The organism is Staphylococcus sp. GDY8P72P (assembly GCF_016890655.1).
Lineage (GTDB): Bacteria > Bacillota > Bacilli > Staphylococcales > Staphylococcaceae > Staphylococcus > Staphylococcus arlettae.
In genome coordinates, this window is record NZ_JAFEQJ010000041.1 from 12494 (window position 1) to 38804 (window position 26311).

Consider the following 26311-nt stretch of genomic DNA (forward strand, 5'->3'; position numbering starts at 1 on the left):
CCTAATTAATTATCATTCACACGTTCTTCTTTAAGCAATTCGAACATGTCTTTCGCATTTTCTTTTGTCGCATGTTCACTTAGACCTGTGACTTTAATCGTAATGATTTTTTGACCAAAACGAATCACGAGTTCATCATCAACTTTAACATCAGTACCTGCCTTAGCTACGCTACCATTCACGGTAATACGGCCTTGATCGCTAATTTCTTTAGCTAATGTACGACGTTTTACTAAACGTGACACTTTGAGATATTTATCTAATCTCATTGTCGGTTCCTCCTTGTTCTAAATATTGTTTTAATTGCGGTTCATCGAGCGTCAATGCTTTGGTTTCATCATATAATTTTAAGAAATGGTCTGCAAATACTTTTTCAAACTTCACACGAGTTTCTTTACCTTCTTTAGCTTTAGCTGTAGACCAAATTTCTTTTAACTCTTCAATATTTTCTGCTTGCTCATCTCCGAACACATGAGGATGTCGACGTATCATTTTAGCAGTCACACTAGATAGTACTTCATCTATATCGAAGTAGCCTGCTTTTTTACCAATACTTGAATGCAAGAATACTTGTAGTAAAATATCGCCCAATTCTTCTACAATATGCCAATCATCTTCATTATCTATCGCTTCGAACAACTCAAAAGATTCTTCGATTAAATAACGTTTTAGTGATGTATGTGTTTGTTTGTTATCCCACGGACAACCTACTTCATCATCAACTAAACGATCGATAACTTGTGTCGCGAAAGCAAAATCATTATAAAATGCTTGCTCGTTTTCAACTATAGGAATAAAAACGCTCGTCACATTACTATAAATATCGCTATAGTGGTCTAATTCGAATAAAGGTGTTTCGATAACACGTGCTTGGCTACCTTGTGCACCATCAACAATATAGACCATTTGTTCATCAGGATAGCGTTCCATTAATGTCACTTTGAGTTCACCAGCAATTAGGGCGCTATAGACTTGTGTAATTAAAGTATGTGTTCTTATATTTAGCTGTGCTGTATGAATCGCTGTAGCATCTAATAAAGTGAAGCCATCATTAGGGTCCACATTTACCGCATTAAATACATCGTCAATAAAACTTTTACCCCCTAGAACCTCTACTTCAATGTCTGTGCTATCTTTTGTCAGTTCAAACAATTTAGTCGTTGTCGTTTCTGCCACCCGAGGATGTCCAGGAACTGTGTAGACGATATCAGTATGTTTAGCCGCTTCTATTAAATGATTGACAATATGATCATACACGGCTTCAAATGACTCGTAAGTTTCATATATATTATCAAAACTTTCAAACTGAAGTTCTGCTTGTAATTCTGTAATGACTGGATGATCTAAAGTACGAGTATATACTTGCTGTTGTTGTTGTAAAAAACGATAAACACCTAACGGTAGCTCATCAATACCATAATTTCCTAAGCCTACGATTGTGATTTTATGACTCATCAGTGTCGCCCTCTCTTAATGTGATAAATTTTGTCTCCAAACGGCAAATGTTTTAATTCTCGATATTTAAGTATTTTCATCCATATTATAGCACTAATCAAGGTTACTACACCGACCACAGCAGCAATTAGTAACTCGATTAATCCACTAAGTCGTCCTGTAGAAGGTATCAACCATAAACAAAGTTGGACAACGCATGACATCACTACCATCGCAATCGTTAATTTGACGCTAAATATTTTTAAGTTGCGAATGTGGTAATGTTTCAATACCTGTCTTTGTAAAATGAGTACTGTCACGACGAGAGATAGCACAGTGGCACAACTCCCTCCTAGTAAACCTATTTGAGGTATGAGGATAATATTTAATATCCCCTTCGTAATCATGCCCACCGCACAGCCGATAAATACTATTTTTTCATTATTTACAACTTGTAATAATGACATTTCCATCATAATTAAAGAGACACAAATAACCGTCAACATATAAACGATCAGCGTTGCTGTTTGGCTATCATTTTCAAAAAATACACGATTCATAACTGGCAATAAGTTGATTAATCCAATGCCTGCCGCTGTACTAATTACCATTGTAATTTTAAGAGACACATTGGCATAACGATTCATCAATATTGACTGTCCTTGTTTTTTAGCATCAGTTAATAACGGTATAAGTACGAAACAAAACGTTGTAGTCACAATTAGGCCCATCTGAATAAATGATGCACCACGATCAAATATACCTTTAAGCGTGATGGCATTATTAAAACTTAAACCTTGTAGTTGTAAAGCATGAATCATAGTAAAACTATCGATAATCTGCCATAAAATGACAATCAAATGACTGACCGCAAATACAATAATCGCTAATGATAACTGTCGCCATGCTATGGTTTGTGTTGTTTGTTGAAATTTAAATGGTTTCTGTTGCAATAAAAAGAGACTAGAGACTAAAAATCCTAAAGCAGAGCCTGCAATAGCTAACGCACCCGATGCATAAATTGACCAATTGTAATTACTGTACAGCACAATAGCCACCATAATAATTGCGACACGTATTACTTGTTCTAGCACTTGTGATATTGCTGGAATATTCATTTGTTGTTGGCTTTGATAATATCCTCGTAATACACCTAATATTGCTATAAATAAGAAACTAATACTAGCTGTACGTAACATCGGCGCCAAATTGCTGTCACCCATTAGCTGTGCTATCCACTGTGCGCCTAGGCAAACGATTAAAAACAAAGCCACGCTACACCATTGTAATCGTAGATATACCTTAGTGTAGACACCATGCTGTCTATCATTCCCCAACGTTTGTGTCACTGCACTAGGAATAGCATTCATCGACAAAATGACACCCAATGCCACAAGCGGATACACTTGTTGATAGGCATATAATCCAGCATCTCCTAATACATTTTGGTATGGCACCCGATAAATAGCACTTAGTATTTTCACCATAATTAAGGCGATTGTCAGAATAACCACACCGTTAAACGCTGTATTAGTTTTAATTCGCATCCTCTATTACCATACTTTCTTCTAAACATTTCGCTAAAAATTTCAAGTTTTCAAACCATTGCTTCGCTTTAGTTAATGTTACTTTCATTTTACCATCTTGTACGCCGACTTTCATTGCACGACCTAATGGTTGCGTTTGTTTAAATAATGTTTCGCCATTGATATCTTGTGTCGCTTTTTCCGACAGATAAATTTCTATGTGTTTTCCTTTATCTTTAATTGAAGTCACACCTACGTGTAACGCATGTACTTTAATTTCCATCATATCTAATAAGCGTTCGACTTCAATCGGATATTCATTGAAACGATCCAACAATTCATCTTTAACATCTATTAACTGCGCTTCGCTTTCAATCTTCCGTAGTTTTTTATAAATTTCAATTTTTGCTTGTTCATTTTGAATATACTCTGCCGGTAAATAAGCATCTATATTCAGTTCTATTTCTACTTCTGGCGCTTCTTCGGTTTCAGGTTGGATACCACGTTTTTCATTAACTGCCTCTTCTAACATTTGTGAATATAAGTCAAAGCCTACAGAATCAATGAACCCATGCTGTTGCTTACCTAGTAAATTACCAGCACCACGAATATTTAAATCACGCATCGCAATTTTAAATCCAGAACCAAGCTCTGTAAATTCTTTGATAGCTTGTAATCTTTCTTCTGCGGTTTCCGTTAAAACTTTATTCGTTGGATGTAAGAAATATGCATAGCCTATACGACTAGAACGGCCTACTCTACCACGTAATTGATAAAGCTGACTTAAACCAAAACGATCAGCCTCTTCTATAATTAAAGTATTAGCATTCGGTACATCAACGCCTGTTTCAATAATCGTTGTTGTCACTAACACATCATATTCATGGTTAATAAAACCTAACATAGTTTCTTCCAAATCACGCTCAGTCATTTGACCATGTGCCACGCCAATATTCGCATCTGGCAACAACATTTGCAACTGTTCACGCTTTTCATAGATAGACTGAACTTTGTTATACAAATAGAACACTTGGCCCTCACGTGATATTTCACGTTCCAATGCTTCTTTGATAAAGTTCGTATTTTGTTCTAACACATACGTTTGCACAGGAAATCTATTTTCCGGTGGTGTTTCAATAACAGATAAATCACGTACACCTAACATACTCATATGTAGTGTTCGTGGGATAGGAGTTGCAGTAAGTGTCAGAACATCAACATTTGTTTTTAAAGATTTTATACGCTCTTTATGGCGTACACCAAAACGTTGTTCTTCATCCACGATTAGTAAACCTAAATCTTTATAACTGATATTTTTACCTAATAACTTATGCGTTCCAACTACAATATCTACTTTACCTGATTTCAAGCCTTCTTTAGTTTCCTTGATTTCTTTCGTCGTTCTAAAACGGCTGATGAGTTCGATATCTATAGGGAAATCTTGCATCCGTTCAATCAATGTTTCGTAATGCTGTTGTGCTAAGATGGTTGTCGGCACTAGAAAGGCTACTTGTTTGCCTTCGTATATTGCTTTAAACGCAGCTCGAACAGCTACTTCTGTTTTACCGTAACCCACATCACCACATAGCAATCTATCCATAGGTCGTTGTTGTTCCATATCTTGTTTAATTTCCGAGATAGACTTCGCTTGGTCCGGTGTTAACTCGTATGGGAAATCTAATTCAAAGTCATTTTGCTCTGCAGTATCTGGTCCATATTGATAACCAACCGACATTTCACGTTCTTTATATAAAGTAATTAACTCATCCGCAATATCTTCTACACTTTGTTGTACTTTCGCTTTTGTCTTTTTCCACTCAGTTCCACCTAATTTATTTAATTTAGGTGATTTATCTTCAGAGGCAACATATTTTTGCACTTGATCCATTTGATCAACAGGTACAAACAATTGGTCAGTCCCTTTGTACTGTAGCTTGATATAATCTTTGTGTACGCCTCCGACTTCCAGTGTCTCCACACCTAAATAGCGTCCTACTCCGTGATGCACATGTACCACGTAGTCGCTCACTTTTAGATCTTGATATGATTTAATTTTTTCTGCATTTGATAAAGTTTTCTGTTGCTTGCGCTTTTTCTTTTGTTTAGACTTAAACAATTCACGTTCAGTTACTACAACCAATTGCATATAAGGTAATTCAAAACCTTCTGATAGGCTACCTTCAGTAATTACTGCGCAGCCACCTTCAATGTCATTACTATGTCCATCTATAAACGTAGGTATATGCATTTCACTTAACATAGACTGAATTCTTTCTTTTTTTACTTCAGTTTCAGCTAAAATGACAATAGTATAATCATTTTGAATGAAACGTTGAAATTCTGAGCGCATAATATCATATTGACCGTAGTACTGTTGCACCGGTTTACAAGAAAATTTAATAATATGATTGAGTTTTACAGGCATAGTCGCAGTAAATAAGGTGAAGTAAGCGACATTGAACGCATTTAAATGTGATTCAAAATTATCGTAACTTATAAAAGTTTGTCCGATAAAGCCTTTACCACTTTCGATTAAGTTTTGGCTAAACTCATCCGTTTCAGTAGTTAAAGTTTGTTCTGTTTCTTTTATTCTATTATATTCATCTACAGCAATGATTGCGTCATCTTGGAAATAGTCAACAAGTGTTGCTGGTTGTTCATACATGAATGCGACTAAACGTCGTAACACTTGATGATCAAAATGAGTTTCTTCAAATAATTTAAAACTTTCATATGTTTCTTTTAAATCATTTCTGACTGCTTTATCAATTTTAGGTCGCGTCTCTTCATATGCTTTTTGCAACTGTTCCTTAGTATGTTGTAATACTTCATCTGTAATAATATAGTCGCTAGCAGTCGTAATGTGTATTTGCTCTATATTTTCGTTAGAACGTTGTGTTTCAACATCAAAATCTCTAATTGAGTCGACTTCCGTATCAAATAATTCGATACGTACGGGTTCCCCAATTAATGGATACACATCTATAATGCCCCCACGCAAAGAAAATTCTCCAAGGTTTGATACAACACTTTCACGGCGATATCCCATATTAACTAACTTTGTTAAAAATGCATCGACATCAATATCATCACCAACTTGTAACGTAAGCTGATGTGCTTTCCACATATCTACAGGTGTCAACCATTTTTTCAAGCCATTTAATGGAACGATAAATAAGCCTCTCTGATTTTGAGCCAGTGCCGTTAAAGTTCGGACACGCTCACTCATAAATTGAGGGCTTTGTGTTGAAAATTCTTCTGTCATAATATTTTGCATTGGATATTTATAAATATCATTAGCAGGCACAAATTGTAATAAATCTGTTTCTAGTTTATCAGCTTGATATAAATTATTAGTCACAATTAAGAGCTGTTTACTACTTTGCAAAAACTTTTCTGCAATAATTGTTGCTTTTGCAGACGCTGATAATCCTGTCACTAAGATATTATCTTCACCAAATACTTCGTTTAATTCTTGGTAACGTTTGTCATTGTTAATATAGTCTGTAATTATTGATTTCACTTTATTTCACCATTATATTCATTCATCACATTATCAAAGCGAGATGTCTCAATAAACGCTTCTACTGCTCGTGCTGAATGGTCTATTACTTTATCCATAATTACCCTTTCCGTTTTGGAAAATTTTTGCAACACATAATCAACTATAGCCATTCCGTTACTTGGTCGATCAACTCCAATTCGAATACGTTTAAACTGATCTGTGCCTAACATGTGAATAATAGATTTCATACCGTTATGACCACCCGCACTTCCTTTTTGTCGCAAGCGAATCTCACCTTGTGGTAAGTCTAAATCATCATATAAAACAATTAAGTCTTCTACTGCTATATTATAGTAATCCATCAATGGTGCCACTGCTTCCCCCGATAAATTCATCATCGTTAAAGGTTCTATAAACATCACTTTCTCTTGACCAATACGTTCGATCGTATATGCACCTTTAAACTTTTGTTTGTCTAATGTGAAGTTATGTTGTGCTAACATATAATCAATTACTTCAAATCCAATATTGTGCCGTGTAGATTCAAAGCGTTTCCCTATGTTGCCAAGGCCAACAATACATTTCATTGTATTTCCTCCATTTACTGTCATTCTTTATTTATGTGTACATACTCTGTAATTTCTCATTCACACATTAAAAATATTATATATTATAATAACATAAAAAAGCACCAGCTTAAGCAAATAAGCATGGTGCTTTGAAATTTACAATTATTGAATAGTGACGATAACAGCTTATGCTTCTTTATCTTCTTCTTCTTCTTCTTTGTCTTCACCTACAACTTCAGGCTCTTCAGTAGTAGATTCGCCTTCCATTGCTTCGATTTCTTCTTCACTTGGCTCTTCAGTTGGAGCAACAACTGTTACGATTGACTCTTCTTGGTCATTTTCGATTGTGAAGTCACCAGTAACATTGATATCAGCAACAGCATAGCTATCACCGATTGCTAAAGCTGAAATGTCAACTTCAATTGCTTCAGGGATACTATCAGGTGTAGCAGTTATTTCTAAGTCGAATAATGGTTGTTCAACAACGCCGCCTTCTTTAGCACCTTCAGCTTCTCCTACTAAGTGAACTGGTACTTCAACAGTACGTTCTTCACTCATGTTGATTGCTAAGAAGTCAATGTGAGTGATTTGGTTTTTAAGTGGATCGAATTGGTAGTCAGAAACCATTACTTTGATTGATTTTGAACCTACTCCTAATTCGATAACACCGTTACGTCCAACTTCACGGATAACTTTAATGAATTCAACTTCGTCTACTTTAACTGAAACGTTTTTTGTACCATAGCCGTATACAACTGCAGGTACTTTACCAGCGTTTCTGATTGCTTTTAAGTTAGAACGAGTTTGTTTACCTTGACGAATGATTGACTTTAATGAAGCCATATTCATTTCCACCTTTCACTTTTGCTCAATAATTGAGCTCCTCACTTACCCATCAACAGTATTGTTGCTTGCAAGTGTTTATTTATTCGTATTGTCACGAACAGAAATATTATACCTTGTCTATCTTAATTAGTCAAACAATACTGAAACAGATTCACGTTCGTACACACGAATAATAGCTTGCGCCAATAAGCCTGCTACTGACAATTCTTTTGTTTTTTCAGGTTTGCGCTCATCATCTAATTGGATAGAATTAGTTACTACTAATTCTTTAATCGCTGAATTTTCTATACGCTCTTTCGCTGGGCCAGATAATACTGGATGTGTACAACATGCATAAACTTCTTTAGCACCTTTATCTTTCAAGGCTTGTGCAGCTAAAGTAATTGTGCCTGCTGTATCAATAATGTCATCAATAATAATTGCCGTACGACCATCAATTTCACCAACGATATTCATCACTTCAGCTACATTTGGTTTTGGACGACGTTTGTCTATAATTGCAATTGGAGTTTTTAAGATATCTGCTAACTTACGTGCTCTTGTTACACCGCCATGGTCAGGTGAAACAACAACACATTCTTCAGGATCGATATCCGCTTCGTTTTGGAAATAATCTGCTAAAATTGGAACACCCATTAAGTGATCGATCGGCATATCAAAGAAGCCTTGGATTTGTGGTGCATGTAAGTCTAACGCAATCATTCTATCTGCGCCAGCTGTTTCAATTAGGTTAGCGACTAACTTAGCTGTAATAGGTTCACGGCTGCGTGCTTTTCTGTCTTGTCGAGCATATCCATAGTAAGGTACCACAATATTGATGTTTGCTGCTGATGCTCGTTTACACGCATCAATCATAATCAATAATTCCATCAAGTGTAAGTTTACTGGATTTGATGTTGGTTGAATGATGAAAACGTCGCAACCACGAATACTTTCTTCGATATTGATTTGAATTTCTCCATCACTGAAACGTTTAACTGAACATTTACCTAATTCAATACCAACATGATCCGCTACTTCTTGCGCTAATGGCTCGTTCCCTTTCAAAGAAAAGATTTTTAAAGCAGAATTTTTATATTCATTGTTTAACATTTATAGTCCTCCAATTAATTACTTCCATATATTTAACTTACTAGACATTCTAATATATTGTGCTTAAGTGGATATATCGCTCACATTTATCTACTTTTCACTTTTAATTTCACTGCTATTACATTTTATGTCTACAAGATAATATTTATTTTTTTAAATAACCGTCTTTTGTCGTCTGTCTTACTCGAGCTATTGCTAAACTATCATTAGGTACATCATCTGTAATTGTTGACCCTGCCGCAGTCAATGCAAAGTCACCTAATGTGACAGGAGCAATCAAGTTGGTATTACAACCAATAAATGCATCGTTACCAACAATAGTTTTAAATTTATTTTTTCCATCGTAATTAACTGTTATCGAACCACAACCAACATTTGTACGTTCGCCAATTTCAGCGTCTCCAATATAACTCAAATGAGGCAGTTTCGCACCTTCTTTAACGATTGATTTTTTCACTTCTACGAAATTGCCTACTTTTACTTTGCGTCCAAGATTAGCACCCGGGCGTAATTGTGCAAATGGACCTACGATAACATCATCAGCAATTTGCGCGTCATTTACAACAGAATGCTTGATATGAACACCGTTACCCAATTCACTATCTGTAATCTCTGAATACTGTCCAATAATAGCATCTTCACCAATAACTGTTGTGCCAGCTAGCTTTACACCTGGTTCAATTGTTGTATCCATACCAATGACTACATCTGGACCAATATAAGTAGAAGCCGGATCCAATAATGTAACGCCGTTGCGCATGTGGTATTCATTGATACGTGATTTCATTGCGAATTCCGCATTGCTCAACATCACGCGATTATTGACACCCATAATTTCATCAAAATCACTTGTGTGGTGAACTTGAACCTTGCCTTGTGCTTCTAAAATCAAACTCAAAACGTCTGGCAAATAATATTCACCTTGTGAATTATTGTTATTTACTTGTTCAATTGTATCGAATAATACTTGGTTATCGAAAGCAAAAATACCTGAACTTATTTCAGTTATTGATTGTTGTTCTACAGAAGCATCTTTTTGTTCTACAATTGCCGTTAAATCATTATTGGCATTTCTCACGATGCGACCATAGCCATGTGGATTTGGTGCAGTAGCAGATAATACAGTAGCTTGTGCTTGATTACGTTCATGATGCTCAATTAGAGATTGTAAAGTGCTAGCAGTAATAAGTGGTGTATCACCACAAACAACTAAAGTAGTCCCTGTTTTCTCTTGTAAATGTTCGCTTGCCATTTTCACAGCATGTGCAGTACCTAACTGCGTCTCTTGAAAACTGTAAAGCGATTTGTCACCTAAAGTTTCTTTGACACTTTCTGCGCCATGTCCAACGATTGTAACCAGTTGTTCAACACCTGATTGTTTCACATTATCGATGACATGTTCAATCATTGTTTTACCCGCAACTTCGTGAAGTACTTTGTATTTCTTTGATTTCATACGTGTACCCTTGCCTGCTGCAAGTACTATTGCATGTCTTTGCATGAGTGCTAACCCTCCATTAAAATATACACTTCATAACTATTATAATTTAACGCTAGTAACAGTTTCAAGACTCAAACCATCAATAATGTACAAAGATAATAATAAATATACCGAATTGCATTGCAAAAAAGCATAAAAAATGTCATCTTTTTTACATATTTATACATTTATTTCTAATAATTACCAAGTGATATTAATTTTTTTCTAAATCGCTTACTTTCCTTAAATCATCGTACTAAACGTTGAAAGGTTATGAACATTATTACATTGTTTTTTTAGTTTTTTTGTTACTTACTATTATTGTTACCCTTTAAATTGTCACCTTTAATTTTTTACAATAATTATTTGAAAAATTGTCACATTTATTTTATATAGTTTATCGATGTTCAGCCAAAAAGAATGAGACTGATATTTATCTTTAATTCAAAACGTGTACCATTCAGCTCGTTAAACATAACTAAAATTGAAAGCTTGAGTGGCATAATATTTTCAGTACAGTCATTTCGGCCGACTCCTGCGAGAATAGCACTTTCCGCAGACTACAGGCTAAGGCCGTCCCTGCGGAAAGCGTGCACAAAAACTGCCATCAAAACCAGTAACTTTGTGTGATGCTGAGACAAATCAATAACGAACAGTGTCTAGAATGTAAAGAATCTTTAAATGATCGTGCGTTTAAGACTTTCATTTAAAATTGGCAGTCATTTTTGGGCCGACTCCTGCGGGAATAGCACTAGTCGAAGACTACAGGCTGAGGCTGTGCCCGCGGAAAGCGTGCACAAAAACTGCCATCAACATCGCATATACTTTATTTCAATCCATCTGCTACTAACAATACGAAAAAAGACCAGGACGAATCAATTGCGTCCCAGCCTCATTTGTTAATCATTATCTATTTATATTAAGCTTCATCTTTATCATCATCTGATTGCTGTGCATTCTTATCAGGAATGACTTCGTCAGTTTCTTCATACACTTTCATCACTGCATCTTGAATTTCTTGTCTCATCTCTGAATTAATTGGGTGCGCGATGTCACGGAATTCACCATCTGGTGTACGTTTACTTGGCATTGCGACGAAAAGACCTGAGTTGCCTTCAATCACTCGCAAATCATGTACAACAAATGATTCGTCTAGTGTTATAGACACGAGCGCTTTCATTCTTCCATCTGTTTCAATCTTTCTAAGTCTTACATCTGTCACTTTCATGTAGTGAGCCCCCCTAAGTATATCTGTAGTTCTATAGAAGCTTAACAATATCAATATAAGTTATAATTCCTTATTTAACTTTAGCAATTAATTCAATTTCAACTTTTACATCTTTTGGAAGTCGTGCCACTTCAACGCAACTTCTCGCTGGTTGGTGGCTACTAAAGTATTCACCATACACTTCATTAATTTGTTGAAATTCATTCATATCTTTAATGAAAATTGTTGCTTTAATGACTGATTCTAAATCTGAACCAGCTGCATCAAGTACAACTTTTAAATTTTCGAATACTTGCTTAGTTTGCACTTGCACATCTTCACTTACAATTTCCCCCTTTGTATTTAATGGGATTTGTCCAGATGTGAAGATAAAACCATTAATTTCAGTTGCATGTGAATATGGCCCGAGTGCTTCAGGCGCTTGTTTTGTATTTATTACATTCATGGTGTCGTCTATCGCTCCTTTAAGAAAATTTAGTTAGGCTATTGCCTCTTTCTACGTTAAAGTTCTGATTATATTCGTCCACATCAGATAGCATAACTAAGGAAGTATAATCTTCTATCAATCGTTGTTTAACTTCTTTCGATTCTACAAGTACTGATACCCCTTTAACATGAGCTTTAAACTCATTCATCAAATTCATCACGCCATTAATTGAACCGCCAGCACGCATAAAATCGTCAACGACAAGTACATTGGAATTTTCTGGTAATGTACGCTTGGAAAGTACCATCGTTTCTATTTTACGAGATGATCCTGAAACATAATTAATAGATACTGTTGATCCTTCTGTCACTTTATTATCTTTTCTTATAACTACTACTGGTAAATTCAATACATTCGCAACTGCATTGGCTAAAGATATACCTTTGGTAGCAATAGTCACGACTGCATCTAGCTCTTTGTCCATATATAAAGTTGCAATCAATTTCCCAACTTTATTCAATAACGTTGGATTGCCCATAACGTCTGATAAAAACAAGTAGCCCCCTGGTAATAAACGATCTTTTTCTTGTAGCATATCAATGACTTCATCAATGACTTCACTTGCTTCTTCTTTACTCATTTCCGGCTTATAAGTCACACCGCCACTTGCACCTGCTGTTGTTGTCACTGTACCAAGTTTTTCTTTTTGGAATGTTGTTTTAATAATTTGTACGTCTTCACTAATTGAAGATTTAGCTTGCTTAAATTTTTGAACAAAGTATGTTAACGGAATCAATTTATTAGGATGATTCATTAAATACTGAGTCATATAAACAATTCGTTCACTTCTCTTATATCTCATAAAATTCACCTTCTAACCTAATAATCTTACTAAATGCACTTCATTACAGCAGCCATTCACTGAATTGTAAACATGTTTTGCTTGGCGCTCTTTTTGAGCTAACGCATAGACTGTGGGCCCACTACCACTCATTACTGATCCATCGGCACCACTGTTGAGCATATTTTCTTTGATTTTCAAAATTTCTGGATACATCTTACTTGAGATAGGTTCCAATCTATTCGAAAGACTTTCACACAATTTTTCATAGTCCCCACTTAGTAGTGCTTCTTGGCAAGCTGTTGTATGTACTTCATGATACTCTTCAAGATTTAACCGTTTAAATACATCAGGCGATGAAATTCCCACACTAGGTTTAGCGACAATAACCCATGAAGATGGTGGCTTATTTAAAAATTCTATGATTTCACCTTTCCCTTTACATATGGCTGTTTTTCCATAAATACAAAATGGTATATCCGTGCCAATAGTAATACCTAAGTTACACAACTCACTTAGTGGGCGATTTAATCCGAATAATCGATTCAATCCCCTCATCGTAGCAGCAGCATCAGTTGATCCTCCAGCCAATCCTGCAGATACTGGTATTCCCTTATCGATAGTAATCGTTACACCTTGTTGTACACCGTAAGTTTCAGTCATTAATTGAGCAGCTTTATACGCCAAATTTTTACTATCTGACGGTACATAATTTTGTTCAACTTGTACGACAATTTTACAATCACTACGTCGTTCAAATGAGAGACGATCATTCAAATCAATTGTCGTCATAATCATTTCAATTTCATGATAACCATCATCTCGTTTAAAGAGCGTGTCCAGAGTGAGATTAATCTTAGCTGGTGCTGTTTCATAAATCATATCTCCACCCTCTTTCACTTCGATATGGTAATAAAATGATTTTAACATAATGTTATGTCATATTTAGAGTTATTCAATAAAGTTTGTTTAAAAACTTAATATTAAATAGCAAATCATACTATAATATACGCTTTTAATATATTGCTTAAACATCGATCCTTCAAAATCATTTCTTATCATACTATTCTACACGATATGAAAAAGTGAATAAACTTATAATCTTGTATTCGCTAAAATAACTTCTAAGTTATATTATGAACAGTGCAAAATTGGGCACAAAAATAATGAGGTGCTAGTGCACCTCATTATGTAAACAATTATTAAGTTTAATACGTGTGTACTTAAATAACGTGTTAGAAAAAACACGCATATTTAGTGTGCAATTGCTTCGTGATGACTATCTTCCTCGAAAGAAACTTGTACGTTATCTGTTAAAACATCAGTGTATGTATAAGACACACGCTCGAAGTTATGTTTATCTTGGTCTAATTCTACAACGAAAACTGAAGGATATGTTTCTTTTAACACTCCACTACGTTCTATTGTTTTCTTACGACCACCATTCGCTTTTAGTACAATACGGTTTCCTAATTGACAATCAAGTGTATTTTTGATGTCTCCAATAGATTTTGGCATATTGCTCCACCTCGCTACATAATGTATAATAACACATTTAGCGATAAATTGTCAAATAAATTTTAATTTTAGCAAGGTGGGGCTCAAATGTCAACACTTTAAAATTGTAATTCTGAGAATTTTTTTAAATTGTTATATAGGAGCGCAAATTCTTTGATAGAAAGTGTTTCTCCTCTTCTTTTCGGATCAATATCTGCACTTTCTAACCATTCTACAATCAGTGCTTTATGCTTTTTCCCCTCTTTAAAGAAACTTTGATAGTTATTATTTATAGTTTTTCGGCGTTGGCTAAACGCAGCTTTTGTTAATTTGAAAAAGTCATTTTCATTATCAACTTGAACTTGAGGTGCTTCACGTTTCATCAATTTCACGACAATTGAATCAACATTGGGTGGTGGTAGAAATACTGATTTAGGCACAGTTAGTACTTTGCTTGTTTCTGTGTAATATTGAGCTACGATAGAGAGTGAACCATATGCTTTAGTCCCTACTTGGGCATTTAAGCGTTCACCAACTTCTTTTTGCATCATCACGACATAACCATCAATTGGTAATGTTTGTTGCATTAAATTCAATAAAATTGGCGTTGTAATGTAGTATGGTAAATTGGCTACTACCATAATTTTATCGCAATCTGCTAAATGTTGATGGACATATGTAGCAATATCTGCTTTTAAAATATCTTCATTAATAATTGTCACGTTATCATAAGGTCCTAATGTCTCATCAAGCACTGGGATAAGACGTTGATCAATTTCAAAAGATAGTACTTTTTGAGCGTGTTTTGCTAATTGCTCTGTTAATGAACCCATGCCAGGACCAACTTCAATAATACCAGTATGTTCATCAATATCACTTGCATCTATTATTTTGTGAATGATATTTACATCTATTAAAAAGTTTTGACCTAAACTTTTTTTAAAATCAAATCCATATTGATTTAACAATGCTTTTGTGCGCGATGGCGTTGCAATGTCCTTCATTTCCATTATGAATCACTTCCTTTTTCATCCGCGAGTGCATCACGGACATCTTGTTCCGTATAACCAAACGCATTTAATTTATTTAATAATTGTTTACCATTAGAATGTCCAATATGCAGTTTGGCACCTAGAACATCTCGTTTTTGGCGTGCATCCTTGCCAATGATTAAACCTAAATCAATGAGCACTTCTTTACTAATAGATTCATGACCTTCTTCAAATGGGGTACTTACATTACTTAACGCTTCACGAATCGTTGTAAGACCGGCATGTTCTACACCTATCTTCCCATGTTTATTCTTAGCTTTTTCACGTTCAATATATGCGTGTTTCACACCGGGAACATGCTGACGAATAGTATTTCGTATTTTATCACCTGGGAAATCTGGGTCTGTTAACACGATTACACCACGCGTTTCATATGCATGCGCAATAACTTGTAATGTTGCTTGGTCAATGGCACTACCATTGGTCTCAATCGTATCACATGTTACAGCTCTTTTGACTTTTTCAGTATCATCTCTACCTTCAACTACAATAAATTCAGTTATTTTCATTTATTGTTACACCTTTCTACAGCTAAGTCTATTTCAAAAAATAAGAAAGATATCACTACGACATTATGGTTATATTCAACTTCTAAAGTTAATCCCATAGTGTGTAGCAATATCTTTCTCAACAGTTTAGTTACAATTTAAATAATGTTTCTGCGTTTTTAGTTGTTTGTTGACATACTTCTTCATAACTTACACCGCGTAATTCAGCAATTTGCTCTGCAACTAATGTTACACGTGCCGGTTCATTTCGTTTACCTCTATATGGGTGCGGAGATAAAAATGGTGCATCCGTTTCTACCAACAGTTTATCAAATGGTACCTGTTGCGCAACTTCTTTTGGTTGCTTAGCATTTTTAAAAGTCACAGGTCCACCTAATGAAACGTAAAAATTGAGTTTATGAATAACATCCAAAGCAATTTCCGGTGAAGCACTAAAGCTATGCATAATGCCACCTACTTCTTCAGCATGTTCTTCTTTTAAAATATCTACACAATCTTGAGTCGCTTCTCTATTATGGATAATAATCGGTAAGTTAACACGTTTCGCTAAAGCAATTTGCTTTCTAAACACTTCTTGTTGTATATCTTTTGGCGATTTATCCCAATGATAGTCCAGACCCGTTTCACCTATACCAATAATTTTTGGATGTTCAGCAAGCTTTTCTATCCATTCTAATCGCTCTTCTGTACAATCAATAGCATCAACAGGATGCCAACCAATAATGCCATAGATGAAATCGTACTGCTCAATCAACTCCATCGTACGTTCTACAGTTGGTGTATCAAAACCTACCACAAACATACGATCCACGCCATTTTCTCGAGCACGTGTGATGACTGCTTCTAAATCTTCATCATATTCGTCTGCATTTAAATGTACATGTGTATCGATAAGCATCTATATCGCTCCTTCAGATTATTATTTAATCGTCGCACCATTTGGAATAGCACTTGGTAGACTTACCAATGTTAAGACTCCATCTTTTTCAGCAGATAATATCATACCTTCAGATTTTTGACCCATTAATTTAGCTGGTTTTAAGTTAGTTACTACTGCTACTTTTTTACCAATAATATCTTCAGGGTTATAAAATTGCGCAATGCCTGAAACAATTTGGCGCTGTTCAGAATCTAAATCTACTTGGATTTTTAATAGTTTATCTGATTTTTTAACTTTTTCAGAATCTGTAATTGTCGCTGCTTTAATTTCCACATTATCAAAGTCTTTAATATCGATAAGCGCTTTACTAGGTTCAGCTTCAGGCTCTTTTGCAGCAGGTGGTTGCATGGATTCTTTAATATAAGCAATTTCCGCTTCAGTCTCTAAACGAGGGAAAATTGGTGTTGGTTTTGACACTACTGTAATTGGAGCTGTTAAATGTCCATAGGATTCAATACTTTCAAGCTCATGTAATTTCGGATCATTAATGTTTAATTGCTCGAAAATTTGATATGGTGCATGTGTCAAGAACGGTCTTAACAACACAGCGATAATACGGATATTTTCTACTAAGTGCGCCATTACATTACCTAACATGTCTCTTTGACTGTCGTCTTTTGCTAATACCCATGGTGTTGTCTCATCGATATATTTATTTGTACGGCTGATGAATTTCCAAACAGTTGATAGTGCTACTGAGAACTGTAAGTTTTCCATGTTTTCATGGAACGTACTTACTGTATCCATAGCCATAGCTTCCATTTGTTCATCTAGTTCATGTTTAGGTCCTTCATATGCCGGTAATTCACCATCAAAATATTTATTTACCATAGAAATTGTTCGGTTTACAAGGTTACCTAAGTCATTCGCTAAATCATAGTTTGTACGTTCTACGAAACCTTCAGGCGTAAAGACACCATCTGAACCAAATGGTAATTCTCGCATTAAGTAGTAACGTGTCGCATCTAAGCCATAACGATCAATTAATACATTAGGGTCTACAACATTACCTTTAGATTTACTCATTTTGCCATCTTTCATTAAAATCCAACCATGTGCAAATACTTTTTTCGGTAATGGAATGTCTAATGCCATTAATAGAATTGGCCAAATAATAGAATGGAAACGTACAATTTCTTTCGCCATAATGTGAATATCAGCTGGCCAGTATTTGTTGAATAATGACTCATCGTCTGATAAGTAACCTAAAGATGAAATATAGTTTACGAGCGCGTCTATCCACACATAAACAACATGTTTAGGATTAGATTCAACATTAATACCCCAATCAAATGACGTACGTGATACAGCTAAGTCTTCTAATCCTGGTTTAATAAAGTTATTAATCATTTCATTTTTACGTGATGGTGGTTGAATAAAGTCAGGATTTTCATCGTAAAATTCTAACAAACGGTCCGTATATTTAGATAAATTAAAGAAGTAACTTTCTTCTTTCACCAATTCTACATCGTGACCAGAATCAGGGCTTTTACCGCCTACAATCTTACCGTTTTCATAGATTGGATCTACTAATTGAGTTTCAGTATAATACGTTTCATCAGGTACAGAATACCAACCTTCATATTCGCCTAAATAGATATCATCTTGCGCTAATAAGCGTTCAAAGATTTGTTGTACAACCTTTTTGTGACGTTCTTCTGTTGTACGAATAAAATCATCATTCGAGATTTCTAATTTTTCCCATAAGGCTTTAATCCCATCAATCATTTCGTCTAAATACGCTAATTCTGTTTTGCCTGCTTTATGTGCTTTTTCTTGGATTTTTTGTCCGTGTTCATCTGTCCCAGTTAAATATCGAACATCATAGCCTTGCATTCTTTTATAGCGTGCAATCACATCACCAGCAGTTGTTGTGTATGCGTGGCCGATATGCAAGTTTCCACTCGGATAATATATTGGGGTAGTGATATAAAATGTTTCTTTCACCATTAATGCTCCTCCTCGTTTCTTACACTATAAATATATCTAAATTTATTTTTGTTTTCAATGAAGTCGAGATGTGTCTGTATGTGCAGTCCCTTGTCTATCCGACGTACAATATACACAAAATCACTTCTATGTATCCTAAATAAATAAGTCATTGTATTAAATATAATTATATGCTCTATCCTATCTACATTACCATAAATCAAGCCCTTTATGGTAAATTTTTTTAGAAGCTCTCCTTAATTTATTAAGATTAGTGCTTCTTATGCAGAAGTATAACTTCTGTATTCCTTATGCTCTTCTTAATTTATTAAGATTAGTGCTTCTTATGCAGAAGCATAACTTCTGTATTCCTTATGCTCTTCTTAATTTATTAAGATTAGTGCTTCTTATGCAGAAGTATAACTTCTGTATTCCTTATGCTCTTCTTAATTTATTAAGATTAGAGCTTCTTATGCAGAAGTATAACTTCTGTATTCCTTGTGTTTATTGATTATCAGCATTAACGTTATGATATATATCATAAACTTCATTAGTTTTCATTTGTCTATCTTCAGCCACTCGTTTAATTGCTGCTTTAGGCTTCATGTTTTGTGCAGTGTAGTATTGCACGTGTTCCTCAATGGACATTGATTCAAACCATGAAGTATCTTGAGTTGCAGTGGCACCTTCAATTAATAGGACAAATTCACCTTTCAATGGGATAGTAGCCGCTTCGATTTGTACCAATATCTCATTTACAGTAGCCGTTTCAATCTGTTCAAATTTTTTCGTTAGTTCTCTACCTACTGTTACACGCCTACATTCATCTACTTTACGAATAGCTTTTAATGTATCTGTCACACGATGTGGAGATTCATATAAAATCACCGTACTGTCTTCATACATGCGTGTTTCAAGCACCTGTAATTTGTCTTTTTCCTTACGTGGTAAAAAGCCAATAAAAGTATACACAAATGATGGTAGACCACTAGCCATTAATGCAGTCAAACCAGCATTAGGCCCTGGTATCGTTTCAATCTTGATATTATGTTCCCGTGCAGCAACTACTAACTCATAACCAGGATCACTGATTAACGGTAATCCTGCATCAGATACTAACGCAATATTGGTATCATTTAATAATTGTTCGATGAGGTAATCGGTTTGTTGTGCTTTGTTATGTTCGTGATATGATTTTAAAGGCGTATCAATCATATAATGATTACATAATTTTTTAGTAACACGTGTATCTTCACACGCAATTACATCGACATTCTTCAAAGTGTCAACTGCTCTATATGTAATATCTGCCAAATTCCCTATCGGTGTACCTACTAAATATAACGTAGCCATTTAGTTTACCTCACTAATCATCTGTAATTTTTTTTGTCTTGAAAATGTTTTGATTTCATATTCTCTTTTTAGTGCTGCCGATTTAGTTTCAAACACTTCCGAATAGACTAATGTCACTGGACGTCGAACTTTAGTGTACTTTGCACCCTTACCAGCATTATGTTTAGCTATGCGTTGCTCTATATCTTTAGCGTAACCTGTATATAAAGTGCCATCACTACATTTCACGATATAAATATAATGATTATCCATAATAAACTGTTCTCATTTCATCAGAATACTTGCCATCTTCATTATAAATATAAAACGGTGGTTGAATCGCTAGTCCTTGATTCCCATTTTTACGTCCTTCAACAACAATCGTTTGTGCTGACCGTTCTGTTTTACTATAAATCAAATGTAACTTTTTCGGTTCAATTTGATATTTGCGCATTTCACTTAGTACATCCATCACCCGTTCTGCACGATGGACCATCATAAAACGACCACCTTGTTTCAATAAATGCCTTGCTGCCAAACAACAATCTTCTAATGTACATAATATTTCATGTCTCGCAATTTTATGTGCATCCTTTTGATGCTGGTGTAACTGATTCGCTTTAAAATACGGTGGATTGCACGTTACTAAATTATACTGTGAAGGCTTAAAGTTTACGTGAGCATTTTTCAAATCCATTTCATGCATTTTAATACGGTCTGTGAGTTGGTTGTACTGAATACTTCTATTTGCCATATCCACAAGTTGCGCTTGAATTTCTATAGCTTCAATTTGCTGATTGCCTTTATCCGATAATAATAACGGAATGATGCCATTCCCAGAACATAAATCTAGTATCCGGTCATTTTTTCGTACTTCTGTAAAGTGTGCCAGTAATAACGCATCGGTCGAAAATGAAAACACTTCATCATTTTGAATAATACTTAATTTCTCTTTAATTAAATGGTCTAATCGTTCATTTGCCAATAATTCCATAGCTTGCCTCCACGCTCCAAAAAAAGAATGAAATGGCAATGCTTGCTATTATTCAAGCCTATCGCTGACACTTCATCCTCTCTTGCTATCTATAACTATTTTTAAAACAATTGTTTATTCACTCAAGACATCAAGACAAAATAAGCAATCGTCGCCTTTACGGTGTTTTCCAAATAATTCGCCTTTACAAATATGAAAACCTTCTTTGTATAACATCGCTAGATTATCTTTACTTCTCAATGGTTGCTTTTTATTTACAGTTGCATCATTGACAACTTCTTTTGTGACTTCTTCTTTATCTATTAACGTTTTAAAATTCTCATTTTCTATTTGTAATGCGACATTTTCTTCAACTAATTCTACAGTTAAGTTTTTCAATTCTACCATATTTTTATTAATTTGATTTACATGCGCTTCTAAATCCGCAAGTCTTTCAAATATTTCACTTCTATTCAACTTAGTGAAAGCCTCCTAATTAAACGCTTCTAACTCTTCAACTTTATACTCTAAAGGTTGTTCTAAGCCATCTACTTTTATCTGCATAGAAATATCTAATATATTTAATCCCACAACCTTACCGTTTCCTTCAGGAGTCTCAATAGCATCTCCTACATCTGGCAATTGTGCACGTGCTTCTTCATAATAATCATTTTCATATTTTAAACAACACATTAAACGTCCACATGCGCCTGAAATTTTTGTTGGATTTAACGACAGGTTTTGATCTTTCGCCATCTTAATAGATACTGGCTCAAAATCACCTAAAAACGTGGAACAACATAACGAACGTCCACACGGACCTATGCCACCAAGTAATTTCGCTTCGTCTCTTACACCAATTTGTCTTAGCTCTATTCGAGTTTTCAACTTTTGTGCTAGAATTTTTACTAGTTTTCTAAAATCTACCCTATCGTCAGAAGTAAAGTTAAAAATAACTTTAGATTTATCTAACGTAAATTCACAATTAACTAAACGCATCGCTAAGTCTAATTGTTGCACTGTGTTTTTACATAATTCCAACGCTTCTGCTGCATCTTGTTCGTTTTGTTCGTAATGTTCAATATCTTCTGCTGTTGCAACTCGTACAATTTGTTTTAACGGTAATGTCACATCTTCGTCAGCAACATCTAAAGGTCCGTATTTTACACGACCCATTTCTATTCCTCTTTTTGATTCTACAACAACCCATTGACCTACTTCTAAATCAACATTCATAGGTGAATAATATTCTAGTTTTCCTGATTTTTGAAAGTCGATACCAACCACATTTTGCATATCAATTCACCCCTTTTATAACTATTTGTTCAAACACTAATGTAGGATTTACATTTTGGTTCAATTTTTTATGTGCTTCCGTAATTTGGTCATACATTAAAATAATTTGATTATATGCCATTTGCTTAGCATACTTTTCAATATCTGTCTTGATATCATGATAAATGTAGTTTTGCTCTGTACCTACTTTAGCATGCATAACATCTTCAAAGAAACCGTTAATTGCCGATAAGGCTAGTAACTGTAATTTTCTATTTTTTGCTTGTTTTAAGAGCTCTACAATGCCGATAAGTGCCATATATTTATTCGTTAACAATAAATTACACCAACGCAACACACTTTTACGAAACGCTGCCAAATCTGCCTCTTCATTTAAAGCCACTGCGGTATCAATTTGCGTTGTATATGTACTAATCAACTCTGCAACTGGCCGTGATATTTCACGTTCTTCAAGTCGTTGAATAAATTTCAGCTTATCAATCGGTTTAAAATAAACATGCTGACAGCGCGAATGAATCGTATCTAAAATTTGCTCTGGTTTAGTGGATAGTAAAATAGCGATTGTGTTCTCTGGTGGCTCTTCTAAAAATTTCAAAATACTATTTTCACCTTGAACTGTTAATTTTTCAAACGATTCAATGATATATACTTTATGCGTACTTTCAATTGGCAATTGATTCATATGTCGCACTAATTGTTCAATTTGCTCTTTTTTTATTGTTGTCTCTTCGGAAGATATATACATAAAGTCAGGGTGATTGAAATTTTCTACTTTTAACTGACATTGTTGTTGGTCATCACATAAGATAAGTTTTGCAAAGTCAATTGCGACTTGCTGCATTGTTTGGGCATCATCACCTTCAAATAAATAGGCATGTGATAACTTATTTGATTGATATGCATTTGTCAGCATCGCTAATTCGTCCATCGCTAAAATACTCCTTTATATAAAAAGGCTGCATATAAGGCAATCTTTAGGTTTAAGCAACAGCTTGTCACCTGAGGAATGCCATATAGCAACCGTAATTTTAGAATTGATGGAATGCTTCAACTGGCATTACAAATACCGTTGCGCCCCCAACTTCTACTTCAACTGGATACGGAATATAAGAGTCTGCACTACCACCCATAGGTGTAATAGGTGATACGAGTTGTTCTCTATTTCCACATGTATCGTTAATTACTTGTAACATGTCGTCTACACGATCGTCTTCAACACCAGACAAGAACGTTGTATTACCTGCTTTTAAAAAGCCACCTGTTGTTGCGAGTTTAGTAGCTCTAAAATTATGTTTTACAAGTTGTTCCGAAAGTTCCTGACTATCTTGATCCTGTATAATCGCTATAATCATTTTCATTTTCAAACACCTCTTTTGATTATTATATCATAATTTTTTTAAATATTTGATGATAGATTTATAAGTTTCATTTACTACATCGTCAATATTTTTATCTGCATCAATCACTACAAAACGTCCATTATCATCTTCTTTAATAAGCTGATGGTAACCTGCTACTACTTTTTCGTGAAATGCTAGATCTTCTTGATCCAAACGGTTTTGCTGACGAAGATTTTTTATAATACGATTACGTCCTACTTCTACACTAACATCTAAATAAATAGTTAAATCCGGATATAAACCATTAATCGCAAATTCATTTATGCTTCTCACTTCTTCTATTCCTATACCCCTTGCGTAACCTTGATAAGCTAACGAGCTATCTATATAACGATCACATAGGACAACTTTGTTTTCTTCTAATGCAGGAATTACTTTTCCTACAAGATGTTCACGTCTCGATGCAGCAAATAGTAACGCTTCTGTACGTTCATCCATCGCTTCACCTTCTAGCAATATTTTTCTAATTTGCTCACCTGTATTAACGCCACCTGGCTCTCTTGTTGAAATAATATTATATTCTGTTGCTAGCTTTTCTGCAACCTGTTGTAGAACTGTAGTTTTTCCCGATCCTTCAGGACCCTCCAGTGTGATAAATGCTGACATGTTATTCATCCTTAACTTCTATTTTATTATCTTTCATACCTTCTACCCTTGTTTTTTGAGTAGACCAATATCGCATTAATTCTATCATATTTTCGGTCACTTTTTCGCCCTGAAACATAATTGGAATTCCTGGTGGATAAGGTACAATGTGTTGTGCTAAATAATATCCTGTTGCTTCTTCAATATTAAGTAGCTTAGTTTTATTTATACTCATCGCTTTATAATAGCCCTGTTCACTGTCAACAGAATTGATACTTTGCTGATATGTTGCTTTTTGCTGTAATTGCATTTTGCGAATTCTTGCTACTAAATTATCAAACGGATAACTATCATTTAAATGCCACAATGGTAAAATCAATAGTGCTTGTAATTCGTCAGCCAATTCTACATATATCGCTTCATTTTCAAACAGTTGCTGTATTTCATACCCATTATAACCTGGAGCTTGTATAACTAGTTTTAATGGATCATCACTTTCTATAACGTCGAACCCCTGTGTATGTAATGCTGCAATAATCTGTTCACGTTTATGTCTAAATTCCTTATTATCATACGTCTCATAAAACTCATGTGCCAATTCCAAACTCGACATCATCAAATATGAAGGGCTTGAAGTTTGAAAATAGCTTAAATATTTACGTACTGCCGCTTGCATTGGTGCATTTTTATGTATATATAGGACTGAACTCATTGTTAATGCAGGTAAGGTTTTATGATACGACTGCACTACATAGTCGGCACCCATTGTCATTGTAGATTGTGGGAAACTAGGTAAACCAAAATGTGCGCCATGCGCTTCATCAATAAGTATAGGAATGTTGTGGTCTTTAAACTGCTGAATCGCTGATGCAATATCAAAACATTCTCCATAATAATTAGGATAAGTTAATATCGCTAACTTATGTTGACGCGCATACCAATCAACGCGTGCTAAATCCGGACCTATATATTGTCGCGTTTGTTTACTCAACTGCATTGGTAATAGTGTGGCATCACCGTTGGCCAATTCGAGACCGTGAAATACAGACTTATGTGCATTACGCGCAATTATATAGGATCCCGATAACGATGCAAAACCCTGTATAACAGACATAATACCGGATGTCGTACCATTTACTAATAAAAAAGCATCATAATCTTTATGTTTAGATAAGTTTTCCATTGTTTCCTGAATAATACCTTCAGGATGATGCAAATCATCTAATCCGGTAATTTCAGTCATATCCATCGAAACATCTAATTGTTGTAAATTACCAATAGTATTATTTTTATGTCCCGGGACATGGAGTGAAATAGGTCGTTGTTCTAAAATGCTTTTTAATTTAGCTATTACTGGCTTATGCATAGTAATCACATCCATATATCTTATAATTTAACACGTTCTATCTTATCAGATTTAAAAGTAGTTTACATTAGTAGTACTTTGCGTACAATGCATTAGTACTACTAAGCCGGATGTTAACCACTACCTTCGGCGCTAAGGGCTTTCGGCTTGTGACAAGCGTTCGCATCTAAAGTAGTACTTTGCATGCAATGCATTAGTACTACTTATGCAATTGCTCCAGCAATTGTACACCTTTTGTCCTGACTTGCTTACCTCTCTTAAGCGCGTTGCGTCACAAGTTTCATTCGTCAGCTTCAATCGCTTTCACTTCGCCTCGTTTCTACTTTTATAATAAAGACCTTACGGTCTAGTTTGTATATTTTTCAACATAAAAAAAGAGACCTCTCGGTCTCGGCTCTAAAGTAGTACTTTGCATGCAATGCATTAGTACTACTTATGCAATTGTTTTAACAATTGTATACTTTTGCCTGGCAACGTCCTACTC

General features: G+C 35.0%; 26 protein-coding genes. All 26 read right to left on the bottom strand.

The features are described 5' to 3' along the window. Positions 1-5: 5 nt before the first annotated feature. Entirely contained in the window at positions 6-269 is a 264-nt protein-coding gene (locus JVU85_RS13525) for an RNA-binding S4 domain-containing protein (RefSeq protein ID WP_204172813.1), read from the bottom strand. Next, complete coding sequence (locus tag JVU85_RS13530) at positions 256-1455, bottom strand: MazG nucleotide pyrophosphohydrolase domain-containing protein (RefSeq protein WP_135024650.1); 1200 nt, start codon at positions 1453-1455, stop codon at positions 256-258. The genes JVU85_RS13525 and JVU85_RS13530 overlap by 14 nt, the downstream gene beginning before the upstream one ends. Then, complete coding sequence (locus JVU85_RS13535; RefSeq protein ID WP_135024649.1) at positions 1455-2981, bottom strand: polysaccharide biosynthesis protein; 1527 nt, start codon at positions 2979-2981, stop codon at positions 1455-1457. The genes JVU85_RS13530 and JVU85_RS13535 overlap by 1 nt, the downstream gene beginning before the upstream one ends. Further along, positions 2971-6483 (bottom strand): transcription-repair coupling factor, encoded by a 3513-nt coding sequence (gene mfd, locus JVU85_RS13540; protein ID WP_204172824.1) that lies wholly within the window; start codon positions 6481-6483, stop codon positions 2971-2973. Before mfd ends, JVU85_RS13535 begins: the two co-directional genes overlap by 11 nt. Further along, positions 6480-7052: an aminoacyl-tRNA hydrolase gene (pth, locus tag JVU85_RS13545; RefSeq protein WP_204172828.1), complete on the bottom strand. Its 573-nt coding sequence runs from the start codon at positions 7050-7052 to the stop codon at positions 6480-6482. Before pth ends, mfd begins: the two co-directional genes overlap by 4 nt. A 168-nt stretch (positions 7053-7220) precedes the next feature. Continuing rightward, positions 7221-7877: a 50S ribosomal protein L25/general stress protein Ctc gene (locus JVU85_RS13550; protein ID WP_204172831.1), complete on the bottom strand. Its 657-nt coding sequence runs from the start codon at positions 7875-7877 to the stop codon at positions 7221-7223. 129 nt (positions 7878-8006) lie between these two features. Next, positions 8007-8972 (bottom strand): ribose-phosphate diphosphokinase, encoded by a 966-nt coding sequence (locus tag JVU85_RS13555; RefSeq protein ID WP_002509802.1) that lies wholly within the window; start codon positions 8970-8972, stop codon positions 8007-8009. Between the two features lie 145 nt (positions 8973-9117). Next, positions 9118-10473, bottom strand: a complete 1356-nt coding sequence (gene glmU, locus JVU85_RS13560) for a bifunctional UDP-N-acetylglucosamine diphosphorylase/glucosamine-1-phosphate N-acetyltransferase GlmU (protein WP_204172839.1) — start codon at positions 10471-10473, stop codon at positions 9118-9120. 898 nt (positions 10474-11371) lie between these two features. Beyond that, on the bottom strand, positions 11372-11680 hold the full coding sequence (spoVG, locus tag JVU85_RS13565) for a septation regulator SpoVG (protein WP_002509800.1): 309 nt from the start codon (positions 11678-11680) through the stop codon (positions 11372-11374). A 70-nt stretch (positions 11681-11750) separates the two neighbouring features. Beyond that, entirely contained in the window at positions 11751-12125 is a 375-nt protein-coding gene (locus JVU85_RS13570) for a RidA family protein (RefSeq protein WP_002509799.1), read from the bottom strand. A gap of 19 nt (positions 12126-12144) precedes the next feature. After that, positions 12145-12969 carry a pur operon repressor gene (gene purR / locus JVU85_RS13575; protein ID WP_002509798.1) on the bottom strand — a complete coding sequence of 275 codons (825 nt, stop codon included), beginning with the start codon at positions 12967-12969 and terminating at the stop codon, positions 12145-12147. 12 nt (positions 12970-12981) lie between these two features. After that, positions 12982-13830, bottom strand: coding sequence for a 4-(cytidine 5'-diphospho)-2-C-methyl-D-erythritol kinase (ispE, locus tag JVU85_RS13580; RefSeq protein ID WP_142019915.1), 849 nt, complete (start codon positions 13828-13830; stop codon positions 12982-12984). 372 nt (positions 13831-14202) lie between these two features. Next, positions 14203-14466 carry a biofilm formation stimulator Veg gene (gene veg, locus JVU85_RS13585; RefSeq protein ID WP_002509796.1) on the bottom strand — a complete coding sequence of 88 codons (264 nt, stop codon included), beginning with the start codon at positions 14464-14466 and terminating at the stop codon, positions 14203-14205. Between the two features lie 98 nt (positions 14467-14564). Next, positions 14565-15458 (bottom strand): 16S rRNA (adenine(1518)-N(6)/adenine(1519)-N(6))-dimethyltransferase RsmA, encoded by an 894-nt coding sequence (gene rsmA, locus JVU85_RS13590; RefSeq protein WP_204172860.1) that lies wholly within the window; start codon positions 15456-15458, stop codon positions 14565-14567. Further along, the gene (gene rnmV, locus JVU85_RS13595; RefSeq protein WP_204172841.1) at positions 15455-16006 is read right to left on the bottom strand and encodes a ribonuclease M5; all 552 of its coding nucleotides are present in this window, start codon (positions 16004-16006) and stop codon (positions 15455-15457) included. The genes rsmA and rnmV overlap by 4 nt, the downstream gene beginning before the upstream one ends. Before the next feature lie 130 nt (positions 16007-16136). Continuing rightward, the gene (locus tag JVU85_RS13600) at positions 16137-16904 is read right to left on the bottom strand and encodes a TatD family hydrolase (RefSeq protein ID WP_107374086.1); all 768 of its coding nucleotides are present in this window, start codon (positions 16902-16904) and stop codon (positions 16137-16139) included. Between the two features lie 21 nt (positions 16905-16925). Further along, entirely contained in the window at positions 16926-18896 is a 1971-nt protein-coding gene (gene metG, locus JVU85_RS13605) for a methionine--tRNA ligase (protein WP_204172843.1), read from the bottom strand. A 483-nt stretch (positions 18897-19379) separates the two neighbouring features. Beyond that, on the bottom strand, positions 19380-20228 hold the full coding sequence (gene rsmI / locus JVU85_RS13610) for a 16S rRNA (cytidine(1402)-2'-O)-methyltransferase (protein ID WP_103388827.1): 849 nt from the start codon (positions 20226-20228) through the stop codon (positions 19380-19382). Continuing rightward, the gene (locus tag JVU85_RS13615; protein WP_103388826.1) at positions 20229-20480 is read right to left on the bottom strand and encodes a GIY-YIG nuclease family protein; all 252 of its coding nucleotides are present in this window, start codon (positions 20478-20480) and stop codon (positions 20229-20231) included. Beyond that, positions 20473-21201, bottom strand: coding sequence for a tRNA1(Val) (adenine(37)-N6)-methyltransferase (locus JVU85_RS13620; protein WP_204172845.1), 729 nt, complete (start codon positions 21199-21201; stop codon positions 20473-20475). The genes JVU85_RS13615 and JVU85_RS13620 overlap by 8 nt, the downstream gene beginning before the upstream one ends. Before the next feature lie 114 nt (positions 21202-21315). Next, positions 21316-21657, bottom strand: coding sequence for a DNA replication initiation control protein YabA (yabA, locus tag JVU85_RS13625; RefSeq protein ID WP_002509787.1), 342 nt, complete (start codon positions 21655-21657; stop codon positions 21316-21318). A 15-nt stretch (positions 21658-21672) separates the two neighbouring features. After that, positions 21673-22476, bottom strand: coding sequence for a PSP1 domain-containing protein (locus tag JVU85_RS13630; protein WP_107374084.1), 804 nt, complete (start codon positions 22474-22476; stop codon positions 21673-21675). 1 nt (position 22477) lies between these two features. Then, on the bottom strand, positions 22478-23404 hold the full coding sequence (locus tag JVU85_RS13635; RefSeq protein ID WP_002509785.1) for a DNA polymerase III subunit: 927 nt from the start codon (positions 23402-23404) through the stop codon (positions 22478-22480). A 100-nt stretch (positions 23405-23504) separates the two neighbouring features. Further along, entirely contained in the window at positions 23505-23834 is a 330-nt protein-coding gene (locus JVU85_RS13640; protein ID WP_002509784.1) for a cyclic-di-AMP receptor, read from the bottom strand. A gap of 27 nt (positions 23835-23861) precedes the next feature. Further along, positions 23862-24482 (bottom strand): dTMP kinase, encoded by a 621-nt coding sequence (gene tmk / locus JVU85_RS13645; RefSeq protein ID WP_103388823.1) that lies wholly within the window; start codon positions 24480-24482, stop codon positions 23862-23864. 1 nt (position 24483) lies between these two features. Beyond that, the gene (locus tag JVU85_RS13650; RefSeq protein ID WP_204172847.1) at positions 24484-25827 is read right to left on the bottom strand and encodes an aminotransferase class V-fold PLP-dependent enzyme; all 1344 of its coding nucleotides are present in this window, start codon (positions 25825-25827) and stop codon (positions 24484-24486) included. Positions 25828-26311 lie beyond the last annotated feature (484 nt).